General features: G+C 41.3%; 8 protein-coding genes. 7 read left to right on the forward strand and 1 reads right to left on the reverse strand.

Annotated features, from left to right (window positions below):
- The first annotated feature begins 188 nt into the window (after nucleotides 1-188).
- The 7 genes from KSW37_RS13210 to KSW37_RS13240 all read left to right on the forward strand — a co-directional run bounded on the left by KSW37_RS13210 (nucleotide 189) and on the right by KSW37_RS13240 (nucleotide 15,057).
- Nucleotides 189-761, forward strand: a complete 573-nt coding sequence (locus tag KSW37_RS13210; RefSeq protein WP_437183133.1) for a DUF3575 domain-containing protein — start codon at nucleotides 189-191, stop codon at nucleotides 759-761.
- A 23-nt stretch (nucleotides 762-784) separates the two neighbouring features.
- Nucleotides 785-2,203 (forward strand): DUF3868 domain-containing protein, encoded by a 1,419-nt coding sequence (locus tag KSW37_RS13215; protein WP_217314844.1) that lies wholly within the window; start codon nucleotides 785-787, stop codon nucleotides 2,201-2,203.
- A 244-nt stretch (nucleotides 2,204-2,447) separates the two neighbouring features.
- Nucleotides 2,448-4,265: an Mfa1 family fimbria major subunit gene (locus KSW37_RS13220; RefSeq protein WP_217314845.1), complete on the forward strand. Its 1,818-nt coding sequence runs from the start codon at nucleotides 2,448-2,450 to the stop codon at nucleotides 4,263-4,265.
- Between the two features lie 53 nt (nucleotides 4,266-4,318).
- A complete protein-coding gene (locus KSW37_RS13225; RefSeq protein ID WP_217314846.1) occupies nucleotides 4,319-5,398 on the forward strand; it encodes a FimB/Mfa2 family fimbrial subunit in 1,080 nt (359 codons plus the stop codon).
- A 45-nt stretch (nucleotides 5,399-5,443) separates the two neighbouring features.
- The gene (locus KSW37_RS13230) at nucleotides 5,444-6,799 is read left to right on the forward strand and encodes a fimbrial protein (protein WP_217314847.1); all 1,356 of its coding nucleotides are present in this window, start codon (nucleotides 5,444-5,446) and stop codon (nucleotides 6,797-6,799) included.
- Nucleotides 6,800-6,831: 32 nt separating this feature from the next.
- Nucleotides 6,832-8,265 (forward strand): hypothetical protein, encoded by a 1,434-nt coding sequence (locus tag KSW37_RS13235; protein WP_217314848.1) that lies wholly within the window; start codon nucleotides 6,832-6,834, stop codon nucleotides 8,263-8,265.
- A 66-nt stretch (nucleotides 8,266-8,331) separates the two neighbouring features.
- Nucleotides 8,332-15,057, forward strand: a complete 6,726-nt coding sequence (locus tag KSW37_RS13240; protein ID WP_217314849.1) for a T9SS type A sorting domain-containing protein — start codon at nucleotides 8,332-8,334, stop codon at nucleotides 15,055-15,057.
- A 391-nt stretch (nucleotides 15,058-15,448) separates the two neighbouring features.
- Here KSW37_RS13240 and KSW37_RS13245 read toward each other — a convergent pair whose 3' ends face one another.
- The gene (locus KSW37_RS13245) at nucleotides 15,449-16,813 is read right to left on the reverse strand and encodes an ATP-binding protein (protein ID WP_217314850.1); all 1,365 of its coding nucleotides are present in this window, start codon (nucleotides 16,811-16,813) and stop codon (nucleotides 15,449-15,451) included.
- Nucleotides 16,814-17,028 lie beyond the last annotated feature (215 nt).

Below are 17,028 nucleotides of genomic sequence, written 5' to 3' on the forward strand. Positions count from 1 at the left end.
AAATGCTCAATTCAGTTGTTTGCTTCCCTAATTAAGTTTTCGGACGACCTCCCCCATTCATTTTTTTTTATTACTTTTGCCCCAAGAAAATTCAAACAATCATGTAAACGGTTAATTTATATAATTACCTATTGATATAGTAAAAACGGAATAAACAAATAGACTTAACTAAACTCTTTTAATAGATGGTGAAACGATTAATTTTAGCTATAGTGTTACTCTTATTTGTATCTCTAGCTAATTATGCGCAAAACACGGGAGTAAAGTCCAACCTCTTATATTGGGCTACAACAACTCCTAATCTCGGTGTCGAGACTGCCTTAGGCAAGAAGCATACCGCTCAGGTATTCTTTGGCTTCAATCCTTGGAAACAGTCCGGTGGCGACCAGTCAAGCCTTCGTCATTGGCTTTTGCAACCAGAATACCGTTACTGGTTCTGCCAGAGCTTCAATGGCTGGTTCTTGGGTGTTCATGCCATGGGCGGACAGTTTAATGCAGGAGGAGTGAAGTTACCCCTTGGCATTTTCAAATCTCTACGTGACCATCGCTATGAAGGATGGTATGTAGGTGGTGGTGTGACCGCTGGTTATCAATGGCCTCTTTCCAAGCACTGGAACCTGGAAACCTCTGTAGGTTTCGGATATGATTATATCCAGTACGACAAGTTCAAGTGCGGTGCCTGTGGCGAGAAGGAGAAGTCATCTCATGACAACTACGTGGGTCCTACCAAGGCAGCCATTTCTCTTATTTATATGTTGTAACTCATTAAACATAATCTATGAGTATGAAAGATTTTAAGAACTACATATTATTATTCAGCTCTCTTTTGATGGCTATGCCTCTTGCAGCCCAGGATTGCAAGAGTCTCAAGTTGGCTGCCGATAAGATTCAGGTATCTAATGTACAGATGTCTCATTACAATGACCTGGTTACGGTTGCGATGGATTTGAATCTCGACTCCCTGGATCTCCCTACCAACAACCAGCTTGTCTATACTCCGATGATCAAGCATAAGGGTGAGCTGCTCAAGATGCCGGAGATTGTTATCAACGGCAGAAGACAGCAGATTATGTATGACCGTGGAGTAGGAAAGAAACAGTTGCAGCTTTCACCTCAAGCACTGGTGGTGAAGCGAGACAACAAGAAGCAGCAGACCGTGAAGTATCTTGCTTCAGTTCCTCTGTCTTCTAAGGAAAGAAACTACGATTTGGATATTCACGAAGACCTCTGCGGTTGTGGTGATCTGCAGGACGGCAATGATTTCACGGTTTCTCGCCGTCGCCAGCCGGTAGCTTCCTTCGTCCGTCCGGAGGTAGAGATAATCAAGGTCCGTCATCTGGATAAGCGCGCTTATATCGATTTCCCGGTAGACCGTATAGAACTGCATCCTGATTACCGCCGTAATCCGGAACAGTTGGATAGCATCATCCGCACCATCAATGCATTGAAGGAAGACAGGAACCTCGAAGTGAGCGGCATCAACATTCATGGTTATGCATCACCTGAGAGTCCTTACACCCATAATGATTATCTGGCAAAGAACCGTGCCAAGACGCTGACCGAATATGTGCGCCGGATGGTGAAGTTGCCAAACAACCTCTTCACGGTTTCTTCTACTCCAGAGGATTGGGATGGTCTGATAGCTTATATTAAAGGTAGCAACCTGGAGCATAAGGATGCCATTCTGGCGATTATTGCCGATAAGAGTCTGAATCCGGATGCCCGCGAGTTGAAGATTAAGAAGCAGTATCCTTCAGAGTATCGCTTTATGCTCGACACCTGGTATCCAGCCCTCCGCCATTCCGACTATCACATTACTTATAAGGTGAAACCTTTCGATGTGGAAGAGGCAAAGGAGATTATCAAGACCAAGCCACAGCAGTTGAGCCAGGAGGAGATGTTCATGGTAGCCCAGACTTACGAGCCAGGCAGCAAGGAGTTTAATGAAGTGATGGAGATCGCCGTCCGCATGTTCCCAGAGAATGAGACAGCGAATCTGAATGCAGCCATAACCCGCTTGAATGCCGGTGATGCAGATAATGCGAAACAATATCTCGACAAGGCTGGAACCAGTGCCGATGCCCAGAATGCCCGAGGGGTCTATGAGATGCTGAAGGGCAACGAGAAGCAAGCTCGTTATTATCTGGAGCAGGCAGCCAAGGCAGGTATTGCTTCTGCAAAAGAAAATTTACAGAATCTATAAAGTTATACATACTGTCTGTTTAGGACAATATAGCTATTCCTTAGAGCCAGGGTACTGCCCTGGCCTGGGACAGGCTCCTAGCTCAGGCATATCTTTTCTAAGTACAAATATAGAAAGTGACTCAAATATAACGTATTAGATGATTTGTAAACCGAATATATAAAAATGTAATATAATTAGATTTTTAAGAACGTTTATAAGTAAAGAAATAAAATATTAATAACAATAATAAAAAGTTAATAAGATGAAGAAAACTTTATTATTTTCCGTTGCATTGGCGGGGCTGATGCTCGGTTCTTGTTCAAGTAGTGATGATTTGAATGGTGGTGGTAACAACACAGGTTTCAATGAGACTGGTAAGGGATATATTAATATCTCTTTGAACTTGCCTACACAGGGTAAGAATGTATCAAGAGCAGCAAATGATGTGACTGCAGATGGTGATGTTGATGAGTATAATGTGAAAGATGCTGCTTTGCTTTTGTTTGCAGGTTCAAATGAAAATGATGCTGTATTTCAAGGAGCATATAACTTGGAAGGCTTGAAAAAAGATATTAGTGCTAATGCGCAGATTTCTACCCAATTAACTAAGGTTCAAGAGATTAGTTCTATTTCTGCATCTGGTAAAATCTATGCTTTTGTTCTTGTTAATAAAGGCACTAAGATTATCGTAGGTACTGATCATACTATAACCGTTAATGGTACTGCGTTCAGTGGTAATTTCTCTGATTTCTCTAAGCTTGAAGTTAATGGTGCTTTTGTTAAAGATAACTTGATGATGACTAATGTTCCTGTTGTAACTAAACCAGGTACTGCAGCATTTGATGATGCAACAGTTTTGGCTGATGTAACTACATCTATTTTTAAGACAGAAGCAGAAGCAAAAGCTAATCCTGCTGCTGATATTTTTGTTGAGCGCGTAGCTTCTAAGGTTACATTAGGTCAGACTGGTTCTGGAACTTCAATAGAAACTCTTTCTGCTGATGGTACACCTGCTAAGAATTTTAAATACACTTTGGAGGGTTGGAACTTGGCTAATGTAAATAAGTCTTCTTATTTGGTTCGTCAATATGATAATTCATGGAAAGACTTGAAATCTGACGGTACTGATTTCCTCACTGGTGCTGATAAATCAGCTTTTGACGCTAATCCTTATCGTTTTGCAGGTATAAAATTGATTAAGACTAATGAGTCATTAAATCCTGCTGCTAATAAGTATCGTACATATTGGGGAAAGGATATTAATTATACGAATGATGCTCCATTTGCTTCGGATGCAATTGTAGGGGATGCGGATTTGACATTAGAAAAGGATGCTAGTACCTATTGTTATGAAAATACCTTTGATGTAGCTCATCAGAATGTTTGTAATACTACTACTGCTATTGTAAAGATGAAGATTACTCCTGATTCTTATACAGATGGTACTACTTTCTATACAATTAATGGAGGTAAAGATGTTGTTTATTCATTAGCAAATGCAAAAACAAAGGTGGGTAATCAGTTCTTGGCTGAGAATACTGAGTCTTCTTTGAAGACTAAATATTTCTCTACTGTTACTGAGGCTGGTAAGATTAAGGTGTCTGATGTTGAATTTTCAGATAAAGCTGGTGCGGTTACTTTCACTAAGCTAGTTTTGACCTTTACACCAACTGCTACAGGTAGTGCAACAAAAACTGTTAATGTTACAGATGCTGCTGTATTAACAGCTCTTGCTAACAATATCAAGGTTGTAGAATATAAGGATGGTTATTCTTATTATAATATCTTGATTAAGCACTTTGGTGATGAGCTTACTCCTTGGAATCCTTCTACAAAAACTTCAGGTATTTCATACCCATCTTCTAACGAAGCTAATTGGTTAGGTCGTTATGGTGTGCTTCGTAACAACTGGTATGATTTGGATATTACTGGTGTAAGTCGACTTGGTGCAGCAACTCCAGAGGAACTTGATGTAAAGAATGATCCTACGCCAGATGATAATTTGAAGAGTTACATCTCTGTCAAGATCAACGTCCTCTCTTGGGCTAAGCGTACACAGGGTGCAATCCTCGGTCAGTAATTTGAGGGAATTATAAAACGATAAAATATAGAAAACAATAATTGATTAGCGATATGATAGCGCAGAAGATAAATAAATGGTTAAAGGGTGTCATGGCAGCTGCCATGACCCTGACCGTCGCGACCTCATGCCACGATATGTGGCACCAGGATTACAGCGATTGTCCTAATGGTGTATATGTGAAGTTTAAGTATGATTATAACCTCCAGCGTGCCGACATGTTCAACGACCATGTTGGACAGGTAACGCTGTATGTATTCGACGAGAACGGAAACTATATAACCCAACAGACCGAGACGAATTCTGCGCTATCATCGCCTCTCAAAGACCCAAATTATGTGATGCACGTCGAGAACCTGCAGCCAGGTAAATATCAGTTCCTTGCCCTTGCCGGACAGAATGCTTACGCCGACCAGTTAACTTCAGGTCGTGCCAAGTTCGTTCGTACCGCTCCATCGGCTACAGGAGATAAGATGCAGAAACTGGAAGTGAATCTCGATCATGAAAATAGGGGAGAGTATGATGAGGTTGTCAACAACAGCCTTCCTCTCGATACCCTCTGGCATGGTAAACAGCTGGAGGCAGTAGAGGTATCATCCTCAAAACCTTCTTATGCAACCATCCCTCTGGTGCGTGATACCAAGAAGATCAATGTGGCGCTCCGTGACCTTGACTCTCCACAGGATATGGATGTCAACGACTACACGATGACCATCGAAGACCATAATGCCCGCATCCTTTGGGATAACTCTCTCGATGAGAGCCGTAAACTCATTTATACCCCTCATGCCACATGGAATACGGTAGATGAGGACGAGCAGGGCAAGATAGCCCATGCTGACTTTATGACTTCCCGTATTCTGAAGCACGAAGATTACAACCAGGATGGCCGACTCCTGATTAAGAGTAAGGAGACCGGAAATACGGTAGTCAATGTAGACCTGCCAGACCTCTTGAGTCGTCTTCGCACCAGCGAGGAGTACAGTTATAGTGCACAGGAATTCCTAGACCGTGCCTACGATTACAAACTTCAGTTCTTTATTCAGGGTGGCAAGCTCAAGTATTGCTACATCACCATCAGCGTGAATGTACTGAGTTGGAGCAAGCGCATCCAGTTCGAAGAACTCCATTAACATGTCCTACCCGGCTTTCAGCAAGCCGATATAAAAAGAAAGTGTATGTTTAAAATGAAAACTATAACCCTCTCATTGCTAGCCATTTTGCTGGTTATGTCGTTTGCATCCTGTGCAAGTGACACTACTAGTGATTTGCCTCTGCCAAGCAAAGATATGAAGGCATATCTGCAGGTAAAGGTAACGGTGGAAGGTAGTGGAGATACACGAGTGAGTAGGGCAACTAAAGGACCTCAAGGAGGTGAAAGCGGAGATGATAGAGAACCAGGAATCAATCATGAAAATGATGTCAATTCTCTTGCTGTCTTGCTATATGAATCTGATAAAAATGACCTGTCGGAAGCTGATGCTACAATAGATTATGTATATACATTCACCAATTTAAATAAGGTTACAACTTCTTCCGGCAGCGATGCAACTTATACTACCGTTCCAAGAGAAATAGATGCATCAATTGTCGGCAAGAATTATCATGTGATAGTGATTGCCAATGCAGACGATATGACTTCCAGATGTAAAGGAAAGATTAGTGAAGTAAGAGATTTGCAGATGTCGAAGGTGTGCACCCGAGATGCTGATATTACAAAGTTCTCAAACTTCATCATGTCATCAAAGAAGGATGCTATGATAGATTTCACCAAGGAAGGTTCAGAAACAGATCCGTATCAGGTAGATGTAGACATTGAGCGCTTGGCTGCCCGTATCGACATCATTCCAAATGCTACTTTTGATGGCACCAGTCAAGGTTATTATTATAACGTAATGGATGGAACAAATGTAATAGGTGGTTTTAAGCTTGAATCTGTAACTCCTACCAAGGTTATGACATCAGGAGAATACCTGATAAAGCGAGTATCTTCAGATAAAGATGTATCTACAGTTACTTATTTCGGCCAAGAAGTAATGAATCCTACAACCAAGGCTTCTACTAATTATGTGGTTTGTCCATGGACAAAGAATCGTACAGGTCTTACTCTCGCAGAAGCCGAAGGCCCTGCATCTCTATATAATGTAAAGAAGACAACTTCTACCAGTACAGCTGTAGGAGAAGCATCTTACATCCTCGATTATCTGATGGAGAATACGACCACCGATAATGCCGAGACTTATTCTACAGGTCTTATCTTTAAAGGCAAGTATTACGAGTCTTCCGAATGGGATGCAACCACAAAGAAGCCTAAGACTGGTTTTGCTGGAACAGAAAAGGAATATACCTATACACTCCGTCATAGCGACCCTTCTGGAAGTGGAACCACCGCTGACCCGATGCATTTTGGTGTTGTTCGCAACAACATCTATCAGGTAAAGGTAGATGGTGTAGAAGGAAAGTCTAAAGGTATCAAGTTGACCATACATGTAGTCCCTTGGGCACATTACGACCATGGGGAAGTAATATATTAAACACTAAGATTAATTTACAAAGTATAACTAAAATGAGAAAACATATAATGAAATATATGGCTTGCCTGGTGATGCTGCTTCTGACTTTTGCAGCATGTTCGCCTGATAGTGATGCTTCTGATCCGGGAAGTATCACCAACAAGACATATACTCTCCATTTTAATCTGTCTCCAGTATCAGGAAGTTCTGCTTCTTCCCGTGCAGAAACTAATACTGCAAGAACTCCCGATTCATGGGAGGGCGGTTCTAAAGAAGAGAACATGAAGAGTTGGACAGTTGTCTTTGTAAAGTCTGATGGAACGGTAGCGAAAGTTGTCAAGCAGCCATCCGTAGAAGAAGGCAAAGAGGAAGATGATGTAATAGTTACCGGTTTGGAAGCAGAAACCAAATATACGGTCTATTCTTTTGCCAATATATCAGATGCTGATCTCGGTACGATTACGGAGGGTTCTCCTTCTCCTAACTTCGATTCCAAATCATTTGCTGTCAATGGTAATGATATGGATATTAAAGCGAATGGTATCCCTATGAGTAATAAACAGGTGGTAACTATCGGCTCTGACGGCCAACCGGATGTCAAGGATTTATATGTAGTAAGAATGCTATCCAAGATTACGCTCAAGTTCCGCAACATGACAGGTGAAGATATTACCGTAAAGAATGTAAGTATCAGCGATATTACAAGCAATCCTACTACAGGAGCAAATATCAAGCTGCTTCCTGCAAACAATGTTGTTTCATCTACGAATGTTGCCCAAACACCAAATTTGGTAGAAAATGCTAAAAGAGATGATTTTACACATGCGATTACACCTGGTTTGACAATAGCCAAGAATACAACCGATTATGATACAGATAACAGCCGTTCGGTTTCTTTCTATGTCAACGAGAGTCAAGCCGGCAATGCTTATCCTTACTTTGTAGTAACGCTCGTAACGAATGTTGGTTCACAACGATATTTCATGTATACCGACTGGAATCAGATAGCCCGCAACGACCATCATGTCTTAAAGTTGGCGCTGAGCGATTACAAGCTACGCCTCAAGGTAGAGGACTTTGGATCTATCGGTTCGGCTCCGTCATTGAAAGATGACGGAAAACAGCTCAATCTCATTTTCCATGATTTAGAGGAGTTCCATATCATTCCTTCTGTTACGAAGTATAGTGATGAATCATCTGTCTCTTTCACTAATCTTGAGTGGACGAGACTCTCGGAATCGGAGACTGGAGCAGAATCAAAAGCCTTCAGTACGATACCATCTATCGTTTCTAGCAAAGACAGAATTGAGGCGGAAACCAAAGGTGAGTTAGGCAAGAAGATAGGTCCAATCATCTATCAGCTTTCTGTGAAAGTTAATGATGGAGTTGATTCACCAACGCTGGTATATCGGGTAGCCATCTCTCAGGATTTAACCTGGTACTCAGCAAGGCGCCATAACGGTGCATTTTGGATATGTAAACAATAATACTTATATTAAAAAACATTGAAGCTTATGTTTAAGTCTAAGATTTTTAATAGTGTAATGAGATATATGTTGGTAGCAATGCTTGCATTGCTGCCAAATGCTATATGGGGATTAACAGAGACAACTGAAACCAACATTTCAAATGGTTCTTCCTTTACTTTGTCTGTTACTACACTTAGCAAATATGTAAAGGGTAGCGATTATTGGGCATTGTCTGTCATTGAACCAGATGGTACAATAGTGGATGACTTGTCAGCATGGACTGTAAGCCAAAATGGATTCAATGACCATTCAAAATCAGGACAATATTTAAAGGTAAATAAAACTGGTTATGATTTGACATATCAATTTTTAACCCTTACCGCTCCTTCTACTATAAGCAGTCTAGCACACTATAAGATTATTCTTTGGGTTTCTAAGAATGAGGCTTTTTATAATAATCCTAGTGAAGTCTTAGCAGAGAAGAAGGTAACGTTTGATATAATTTCTAAGGATGAACTTCCTACTTTTAAGACATACTTTGGTCCAAACAGTGCTGAGAAATTAGTAACTGTTGCAGATGCAAATTTGCAAGGAGGTTCCATTTCTATTACTGATTTAGGTGAAACACTTGCAGACTTTGCAATTTGGGATAAAAATGCGGATTCTAATGGCTTAATATTGAGCAAGTATCCATTCTATCTCCGTCTATCTGTTGTTGATAAAGATGGAAATCCCGTTACAGATCTTAGTGGTTTTACTTTAAAAAGAAATGGTAATATAATTTCTGATACTCAATTAGGTGATCATGAATGGAATCTCGCATGTTATAAAAATGCTAAAGGCGTATATTGTCTTCGTGATAAGAAAGAAGGTGCTTTTGTTTCTTTCTCAGATCTCAACTTTACCATATCTTGTCCTAGTGATAAGAACATCAATGATTATAACGTTGTGGTATATGTTGGTAATGAACAACCAAGTTTTTCTGGCAATCTGATTATGGAAGAGCCTACATTGGTAGGTAAGGTGAACTATACCATTTTGAGTCAAACCACATTTGATGCAATTAAGTTGACTCCTTCTGTAGAGCCTACAGGTGCTGCAGTCCGAAATGTTTCTTCCATTGTTTTAGGTACTAATTTAAATGTAGATCTTACTTCTAAAGATAATTTGAAGTTTATCAAGGAACAGTTAGGCTTATCTGAAACTCAGAATTTCGGCAAGTTATATGTTCGTTGGGCTATTAAAAAGAAGGATGGCTCAGCCATAACCGGTGTGTCTTCTAAAGGAGCCCTAAAGCAACAGGAAGGTATGTACTGGACCTGGTATTCTGATGATGCATCAAGTTCTTTTGCTAATGCATTGAATGCTCATTTTGTAGTTCCAGAAGGACTGGATATTAATGATGTTGACATTTCTTGCGTCATCTCTGATGAAACGCCAACCACTCAGTATGGTTTCGTCACAATTGAACCTACTTTGAAGGCAAAGGTTAATGTGCAACTTTTGGATAAGTACAGCATGCCTTTCAATCATTATGTAGGCCATGCTAATACTGCATTAGACGAAAAGGGTATGCAGCAGACTGCTGAATGGGAGTACTATGTCTATGTGAAAGATGCTAATGAGAAAGTAGAGTTAGTGCTGCCTTTCGATAAGTATGAAAATAGCGGTGACCCTCTTGAGCCACAGGGATATTTCAGATGGTATAATTTTACAAAAGATATAGCTAGTGATAATTTAACTCCTAACACAGAAACTGGCACAACTTTTCTGAATCATATAAAATCAGGAAGTAACGACTATGGACTGTTTGCTTACAAACTTACTGCACCTCCGACAAGCAGTAATATAGGTGTTACATATACTGCACCAGCAGGAGCTTCATCTGATGAATGGGCTGGTGAAGATATTGCCTGTGATGTGAGCCGTTACATTGATGGTTTGGATGCAACAAAAACTTATCTGGTACACGAGCCTACGCTCTCTATCAGATACATTTTCCATATCCGTTCTGCTAAGCAGTTAGCAGACGATATTATGAATACGGCTATTGGAAAAAATACTCAAAGAGAAGGTTATAGAACTTATGAGGATGGTAAGTATTTAACAGTTGGTATGAAGGATCAAAGTTCTATTGTGACTCTTCGACTGGATTTGTCAGATGCTACGAAATATTATTTTCATCCATTAGTTAATGGTGTATATAAGACAGGTACTACTACAGATGGTACTACCATCTATGGTTTCACGCATCGAGTATATTATGCTGATGAAAAGGATAAACTCGTAGAATCAGATTTCGATGTAACAAAATTATGTAAGGCAACTAAGATTGAATGGTGGGCATACGATAAGAACAAGACATATTGTCTAAAGTTAAATGATTTTGGGAACGAGAGTAGTCGTTTCTTTAATTTGACGATGGGTAAGCTTAACGACAAATGGATGCCTGCATCTATGACAGGATCTACTAAGAATTATACATTTACATATGGAGATCCAGTATACATCGTTGCATATGCAATGGATGATGACGGAAATCGTTGCCCTATAGCCAACTTTGATGTTCGATTCATGAATAATCATCCGATGACTAAAGATGAAATCGTTAAAGCAGGATTGAATAATAGACTTATTAGTTATCTTGATGAGCATTATAAAATGGCTACCAAGCCAATTACGTTTGATGATGATGATGTAGAACAGACTGTGGCTGCTCCTACAACTCCTGATAACAACCAGGACCGTTTACCATCTAAATGGAATCGCCGTGCTTATAGTTTCGTATATCGTGATTTGATCGACTACGATGCAACTAATTTTAATGGTTTCAAGACTATCGGTCATTCTCCACTTCATGGAGATTATTGCTTGTATAAGTCTGCCAATGTTCCTGGTATATCCGGTGCAGGATCTTCACAAACCAACGGATATCTTTGGTGGGATGGTGGAAAGTTATATGATAAGACTTATGAGATGACCAATGGTTCTCAGTATGGCCATTTTCTCTATGTGGATGCATCTGATGAAAGTAGAAAAATCGCAGCATCAGATTTCACTGCAGATCTTTGTACAGGACAGCAGCTTATCTTCATTGCGGGTATTGCAAACATGACTGACAAGACTAAGCCACAGATTATGTTTAAACTATATGGTGTTAAAAGAAATGTCAATGGTGATATTGTTGATAAACACCTGATACATAGTTTTTCATCTGGTGATTTTACTACTAATGTAGAAAGTTTGGAATCTGCAACTTGGTACCAGGTATATGGTAAGATTACTTTGCAAAAAGAGTCAAATGTAGAGCAGTATTCAGATTTCCGACTGGAGATAGATAATTACTGTAGCAATACTGATGGTGCCGACTATGCCGTAGATGATATCCGTATGTATCTTGCACCTGCTAAGGTTCAGGTGATTCAGGAGAAGCCTATTTGTGATGGTGCTGCAACGGGAAATATCAAGCTGAAGATTCGTGCTATCCACGAGACTTTGAATGCTATTACCGGACATAAAGGACAGACTAAAATATACTTCCGTTTTGTCGATGAGGAAGGTAAGCCTGTAGAAGGTATTGATGAGAGTAATCCTTACTATCGGACGGAACTGGTTAATACATCTGATGGAACAAAAATTGAATACAAGAGCAATAAATATGGAACTGTTGACGTATTCGATTCAGAGGGAACTTGCAACCAGTATACTATAGATGATACTCCTATGATCGAGAAGGATAGCGAAGGTGAAACTTATATCGTTATCAGTAATAGATATTATCCTCTTAAAGTAGGTAAGAAGTATTACGTATCTGTAGCTACAGAAACTCCTGATGCAACAGGCAACTCTAATTGGGGTTCACCTGCTGAAGTCTGCTCGTTGTACAGTAGCTGGTTTGAAATGGTTAGCCAGCATCCAATTATTACTGATACTTATGGTAACGTCATTACGGATTATAAGATTCCTTGCGATCAAGCAGACAACTATTCGGTAAATATCAAGGGACAATTGGTTACAACTGACCCTAATACAGGCGGTAAGATAACATTGGATAATGTGGAGTTCTTATGGTATATTGATGATCCTGCAGTAGCTTCCAACAAACTGAACGAAACAGCCAGCAACACAATCACTATCAGCAAGGAAAAGCTTCCTTTGGGTGAAATACATAAAATCTTTATGTTGCCAAAAGGAACTCCAAATGCAGATGGCTATATTCCATACGAAATCAATGGTAAGACCTATCTGTTGTGTACTAGTGCAATACCAGTACCATTGCGTGTAATGAAGGATGGTCCGCAGCTAAACTTCGGATTCAATAATGTGGATTATCCATTTAAAGATAACAGCTACGAAGCTTCATTGCGTATCGGATTGCCACAGATAAAGAAGTTATTGGAAAAAACTTCCCAGGGTTTTCTCCAGGTACCATTGCATAGCGCAAGTTACAAGACTGGTGTTACGGATAAGACTTTGACATTCATTGATGATAGTAAGACTGGTGCAGATAAGACTTCTGTAGATGTTTATGTTGCAACAACTAATGACCCTCTATGGGATGCTTCTTTATTGAAGAAACCTGTTGCAAAATTGAGTTCTAGCACTCTTTCTGAAATCGTGCCAGATGTGCAGTCTACCCTCGACCTCAAGTTCTCTGACGCTGCCGTAGAGAATTTCCATGAGGGATACTACTACGAGCTTAGATTCGCCTTCGAGCAGAAAGCAGTAGCAACAGGTGGAACAAGCTGCCCAGGCGAGTCTTATCTCAAGGTAAAGATTGTACCGGAGTTCATTACCTGGTATCCTACTGCGGATGGTGGTATGAATGCCAACTGGAATAATGATGATAACTGGCATCGCTCATCATCTACTGAATTGTATGATGATAAGTATGAGGATTATCAGGCTTATGGTAATGCATCTGGTATTACAGCAAAGGTGAATATTCCTACGCTGAACAGCTATGTGCCAATGAAGTTTACCAAGGTTACTATTGATAACTTGAAGGGTTTGCCATTCCCTGACCTCGGTAATATCGTTTATCGTAGTACCAATAAGATTGCTACCCAGCTGACCAATGGTAAGGGTAATGAGGCTACGAAGTATATCCAGTACGATATCATGGCGTTCTGGGATGAAGCGGCTACTGATAAGGGATTGGAATCGGGTAATCTGAAGTGCGAGAAGTTCTATGGCAATACCTGCCATCAGATTTACTTCAAGCCTCAGGGCGAGCTTCGCGACCAGTGCTATCTGATATATGACAAGGCTTGGGTAGAGAAGGAACTAGTGCCTAACAAGTGGTACACCATGGCTTCACCTCTGCAGTATATCTACGCCGGTGATATGTATGTGCCAGCAAAGGATGGCCGACAGGAAACCAAGGCGTTTGAGGATATCACGTTTGATACGAATGTATATAGCCGAAGCAAGTATCCGGTTTATCAGAGAGCTTGGATGAAGAGTGATGTGAAGGAAATCACACCTAAGAGTGATTATCCTGCATCTCATTACCCAAGTGTAGCTGCTCCAGAAAATGTTGATATGAATCTCGGCTACTGGAGCCATGTATATAATAAGGTGGATGAGAGCTATGCCGATGCCGCAGATGGAACCTTCGGTGGTTTCTCTATCAAGGCGGGTAATGCGCTCTTGCCAAAGGATCAGACAAAGAAGGCGCTCCTCCGTTTGCCAAAGGCTGATACCAGCTATCAGTACTTTGATTATAATGGAACAGGGAACTCTTCAAGCGAAACTTCGGTTACGAAGGATCCTAAAGGTCGTGGCAGACTTCTCGTTGCTTTCAATAACGATGAGAAGCATCTCGCAGAGAAGACTCAGAGTTTAGGAACTGATAACAATAGCGGTTTCTATCTCGTGGCCAATCCATATACCTGTTCTATCTCGATGGCTAAGTTCTTCGAGGCTAATACTGGTTTGCAAAAGGCTATATGGATGGTAGAGAATGGCGAGGTGAAGGCGATTTCCAATGCAGAATTGGATAAGCAGAACTACGCTATCCAGCCTACCCAGTCGTTCTTTGTCAAGAAGAAAGAAGGCGAAATGGTAGAAAATGTAAGATTCACGTCTACGATGTGTATAGACCGCACTATTACTCCTGGCCTTCGGATGGCATCAGACTATGTCAAGAGCATTGAAGCAACGACAGAGAATTCCAACGGCCAGATTTCAAAGGCACGCATCGCTTTGCGTCCGGAGGCTTCTGCCGACTATGATGACCAGGAGGATGTGGATCTCTTGTATGATCAGAACCTCAAGGATGTTCCGCAGGTTTATACCGTTGCCGGCAATGAGGCGGTGGCTGTGAATGCAGTTCCTGAGTTGTCCTGGATTCCGCTCGGTATCGTGAGCCAGCAGGCTGAAGAGGTTTCACTTACCCTGAAGGGTGTGAACAAACTCGATGCTCCGGTTTATCTCTACGATGCTGCATCGGCAAGCTTTACCGAACTTCATGATGGCGAGGCTGTGAAGGTGAAGGCGGGTGACCACGGAAGATACTTCCTCACCCAGACCCGTACCTCAACCGGCATCGACCGCATGGAGGCTGAAGAGCAGAGCGCACCGGTAAAGGTTTACTCACCTGCTGCCGGCATGATTGTTGTTTCTGCCTTGGGTGGTGAGAAGCTCGACAGGGTTCAGGTATTTACATTGGATGGCAAGATGGTTCACAGTTATCAGTTGCCTGACAAGCAGAGAATGATTCTCCGTGTTCCATCCGGCATTTACATTGTGAAGGCATCTACCCAGTCCTGTGCTCAGGCTAAGGGTCAGAAGATTGCCGTAAGATAGTATATTCTAGTTTTTTAAATATCATAGGGAATTATAAAGAACCTAAGGGGGGAGCCAAAGCGTTGGCTTCCCCCTTTTTTTAGCTTTATACTTTACTGAAGTTTCGCATGTGGTTCAAGTACGGGCTGAAGGCCCAAAAGCTCCTAGCCCAGGGCATCGCCCTGGGTATAATGGCAATCAGCAAGTCGCCCTGTAAGGGCAAAAGCTTTCAAATACCTGGCAATATACAAAGCTTTTGCCCTTACAGGGCGACAGGTTTGCGTCCATAAATACCCAGGGCGATGCCCTGGGCTAGGAGCTTCTGCCCTTTCAGGGCGTGTGGGGCTTACTTGCGAAACTTGAATACTTTACTTGCGAAACTTTACAAGGGAGTTTCGCAAGTCTCACTTATTTACAATAATGATAATGCATAGAGAGGTAGAATGGTAACATGCCTTACTGCATCGTGATCCTCCTTGTCTATATAATCAAACGCTCCAAAATTCTCTAGAGAGCACCGGAAGGCATTGGTGAGTTTCTTCTCTCTCATGAATAGCCAGAGACTCTTCATGCCGCCTTGTGTTCCAGATTTGATTTCAATAGGAGTAATCTTCATTTTATGAATCTCCAGATAGTCTATCTCTGCCACACTTTTCCCCTTCTGTTCCCAGAAGAACATCTTCTGACGTTGGATACACGGTTTGTTTCGCAAAATCTCAAGTCCTGCAACCATCTCCGTAAGTCCACCTTTGTTGACAAGTTCCTGAGGAGTACCAGCCAAAATGAGTTCTATAAGTTGCTGCGCCAGGTTGCCTTCCAACTGAAGCACGGCCAGCAGTAATCCGGAATCCAGAAACAGTACCTTCATGCTCTTCTCATCTGCCTCTGCATCCAGAGGAATACCATTGCCCGAGGTAGAGACTACAGGAGTTACGATACCTGCCAGGGTCAATAAACGGAGTGCCTCCCTAATCTGCGAACTTTGATAGTCGGCTGATATTTGCTTGAATGTCAACTTTTCACCTGCCTGATGGCAGACACCACGCATCGTAGTGCGCAACAGATCAGAATTGACTCTCTTCTTATATTTACTGAAATCATCTTCGTACGTCAGCACAATATCTTCCAGAATGTTCCTGCATCGGTTGAAGTCATGAGTACGTGTCCAGGCAAGCACAGATTCCGGCATACCTCCAACAAGCAGGTAAATACGGAAGTATTCCACGAGTTTATCATGGAAAGCCTGTTCTAGGGGACGATTTCCACAAGCTTCATTTCGCATTTTTACTAGCCCCTCTTCATTATTGGCATACAAGAATTCATCGAATGTCATCGGGTACATAAAGAGAGAATGAATTCTTCCTACTCCAAAAGTGGGAAGTTCCTGAAGTGTGAATTCAAGAAGTGAGCCTGCGGCGATGACATGCAGCTCAGGATAATCTTCCTTGAAAAACCGAAGAGCCATAATGGCCTCTGGGCATTCCTGTATTTCGTCAAGGAAGAGGAGCGTCTTGCCTGCTTCTACAGGGACATTGATGTAACTGCTGATCTTTTCAGCTATTGAACGCACATCAAGATCACCATGGAAAAAGGTTTTAATAGCTTTGCTGCGCTCAAAGTTCACTTCTGCAAAATACTTAAACTGCTTTCCAAAATGTTTAACTGCAGATGATTTTCCTACCTGTCGGGCACCACGAAGCAACAGCGGTTTTCGCATGGAATCTTCTTTCCATGCTATAAGCTGAGTATCTATATTTCTTTTTATATATTCTGTCATATCTATAATTATTTGAATATCAGCAGCAAAGATAATTAAAATATTCAAATCCGAGAAATAATTCGCGCTAAAATATTCAAATCCGAGAAATAATTTGCGCTAAAATATCCAAATCCGAGAAATAACAGGCAAGTTTCGCAAGTGGTTCTGTCACTCATTCTGTCTTATACGTGAAAAAGTTGTCACCTTTAGGATGGTTAAACTAAATATGTTAC

Source organism: Segatella copri, assembly GCF_019127135.1.
GTDB lineage: Bacteria > Bacteroidota > Bacteroidia > Bacteroidales > Bacteroidaceae > Prevotella.

What these genes read in the sequence shown, in the direction of transcription:
- KSW37_RS13230 (WP_217314847.1), top strand. Translation starts at nt 5,444, where the DNA reads ATGTTTAAAATGAAAACTATAACCCTCTCATTGCTAGCCATTTTGCTG.
- KSW37_RS13240 (WP_217314849.1), top strand. Translation starts at nt 8,332, where the DNA reads ATGTTGGTAGCAATGCTTGCATTGCTGCCAAATGCTATATGGGGATTA.
- KSW37_RS13225 (WP_217314846.1), top strand. Translation starts at nt 4,319, where the DNA reads ATGATAGCGCAGAAGATAAATAAATGGTTAAAGGGTGTCATGGCAGCT.
- KSW37_RS13245 (WP_217314850.1), bottom strand. Translation starts at nt 16,813, where the DNA reads ATGACAGAATATATAAAAAGAAATATAGATACTCAGCTTATAGCATGG.
- KSW37_RS13235 (WP_217314848.1), top strand. Translation starts at nt 6,832, where the DNA reads ATGAGAAAACATATAATGAAATATATGGCTTGCCTGGTGATGCTGCTT.
- KSW37_RS13220 (WP_217314845.1), top strand. Translation starts at nt 2,448, where the DNA reads ATGAAGAAAACTTTATTATTTTCCGTTGCATTGGCGGGGCTGATGCTC.
- KSW37_RS13215 (WP_217314844.1), top strand. Translation starts at nt 785, where the DNA reads ATGAAAGATTTTAAGAACTACATATTATTATTCAGCTCTCTTTTGATG.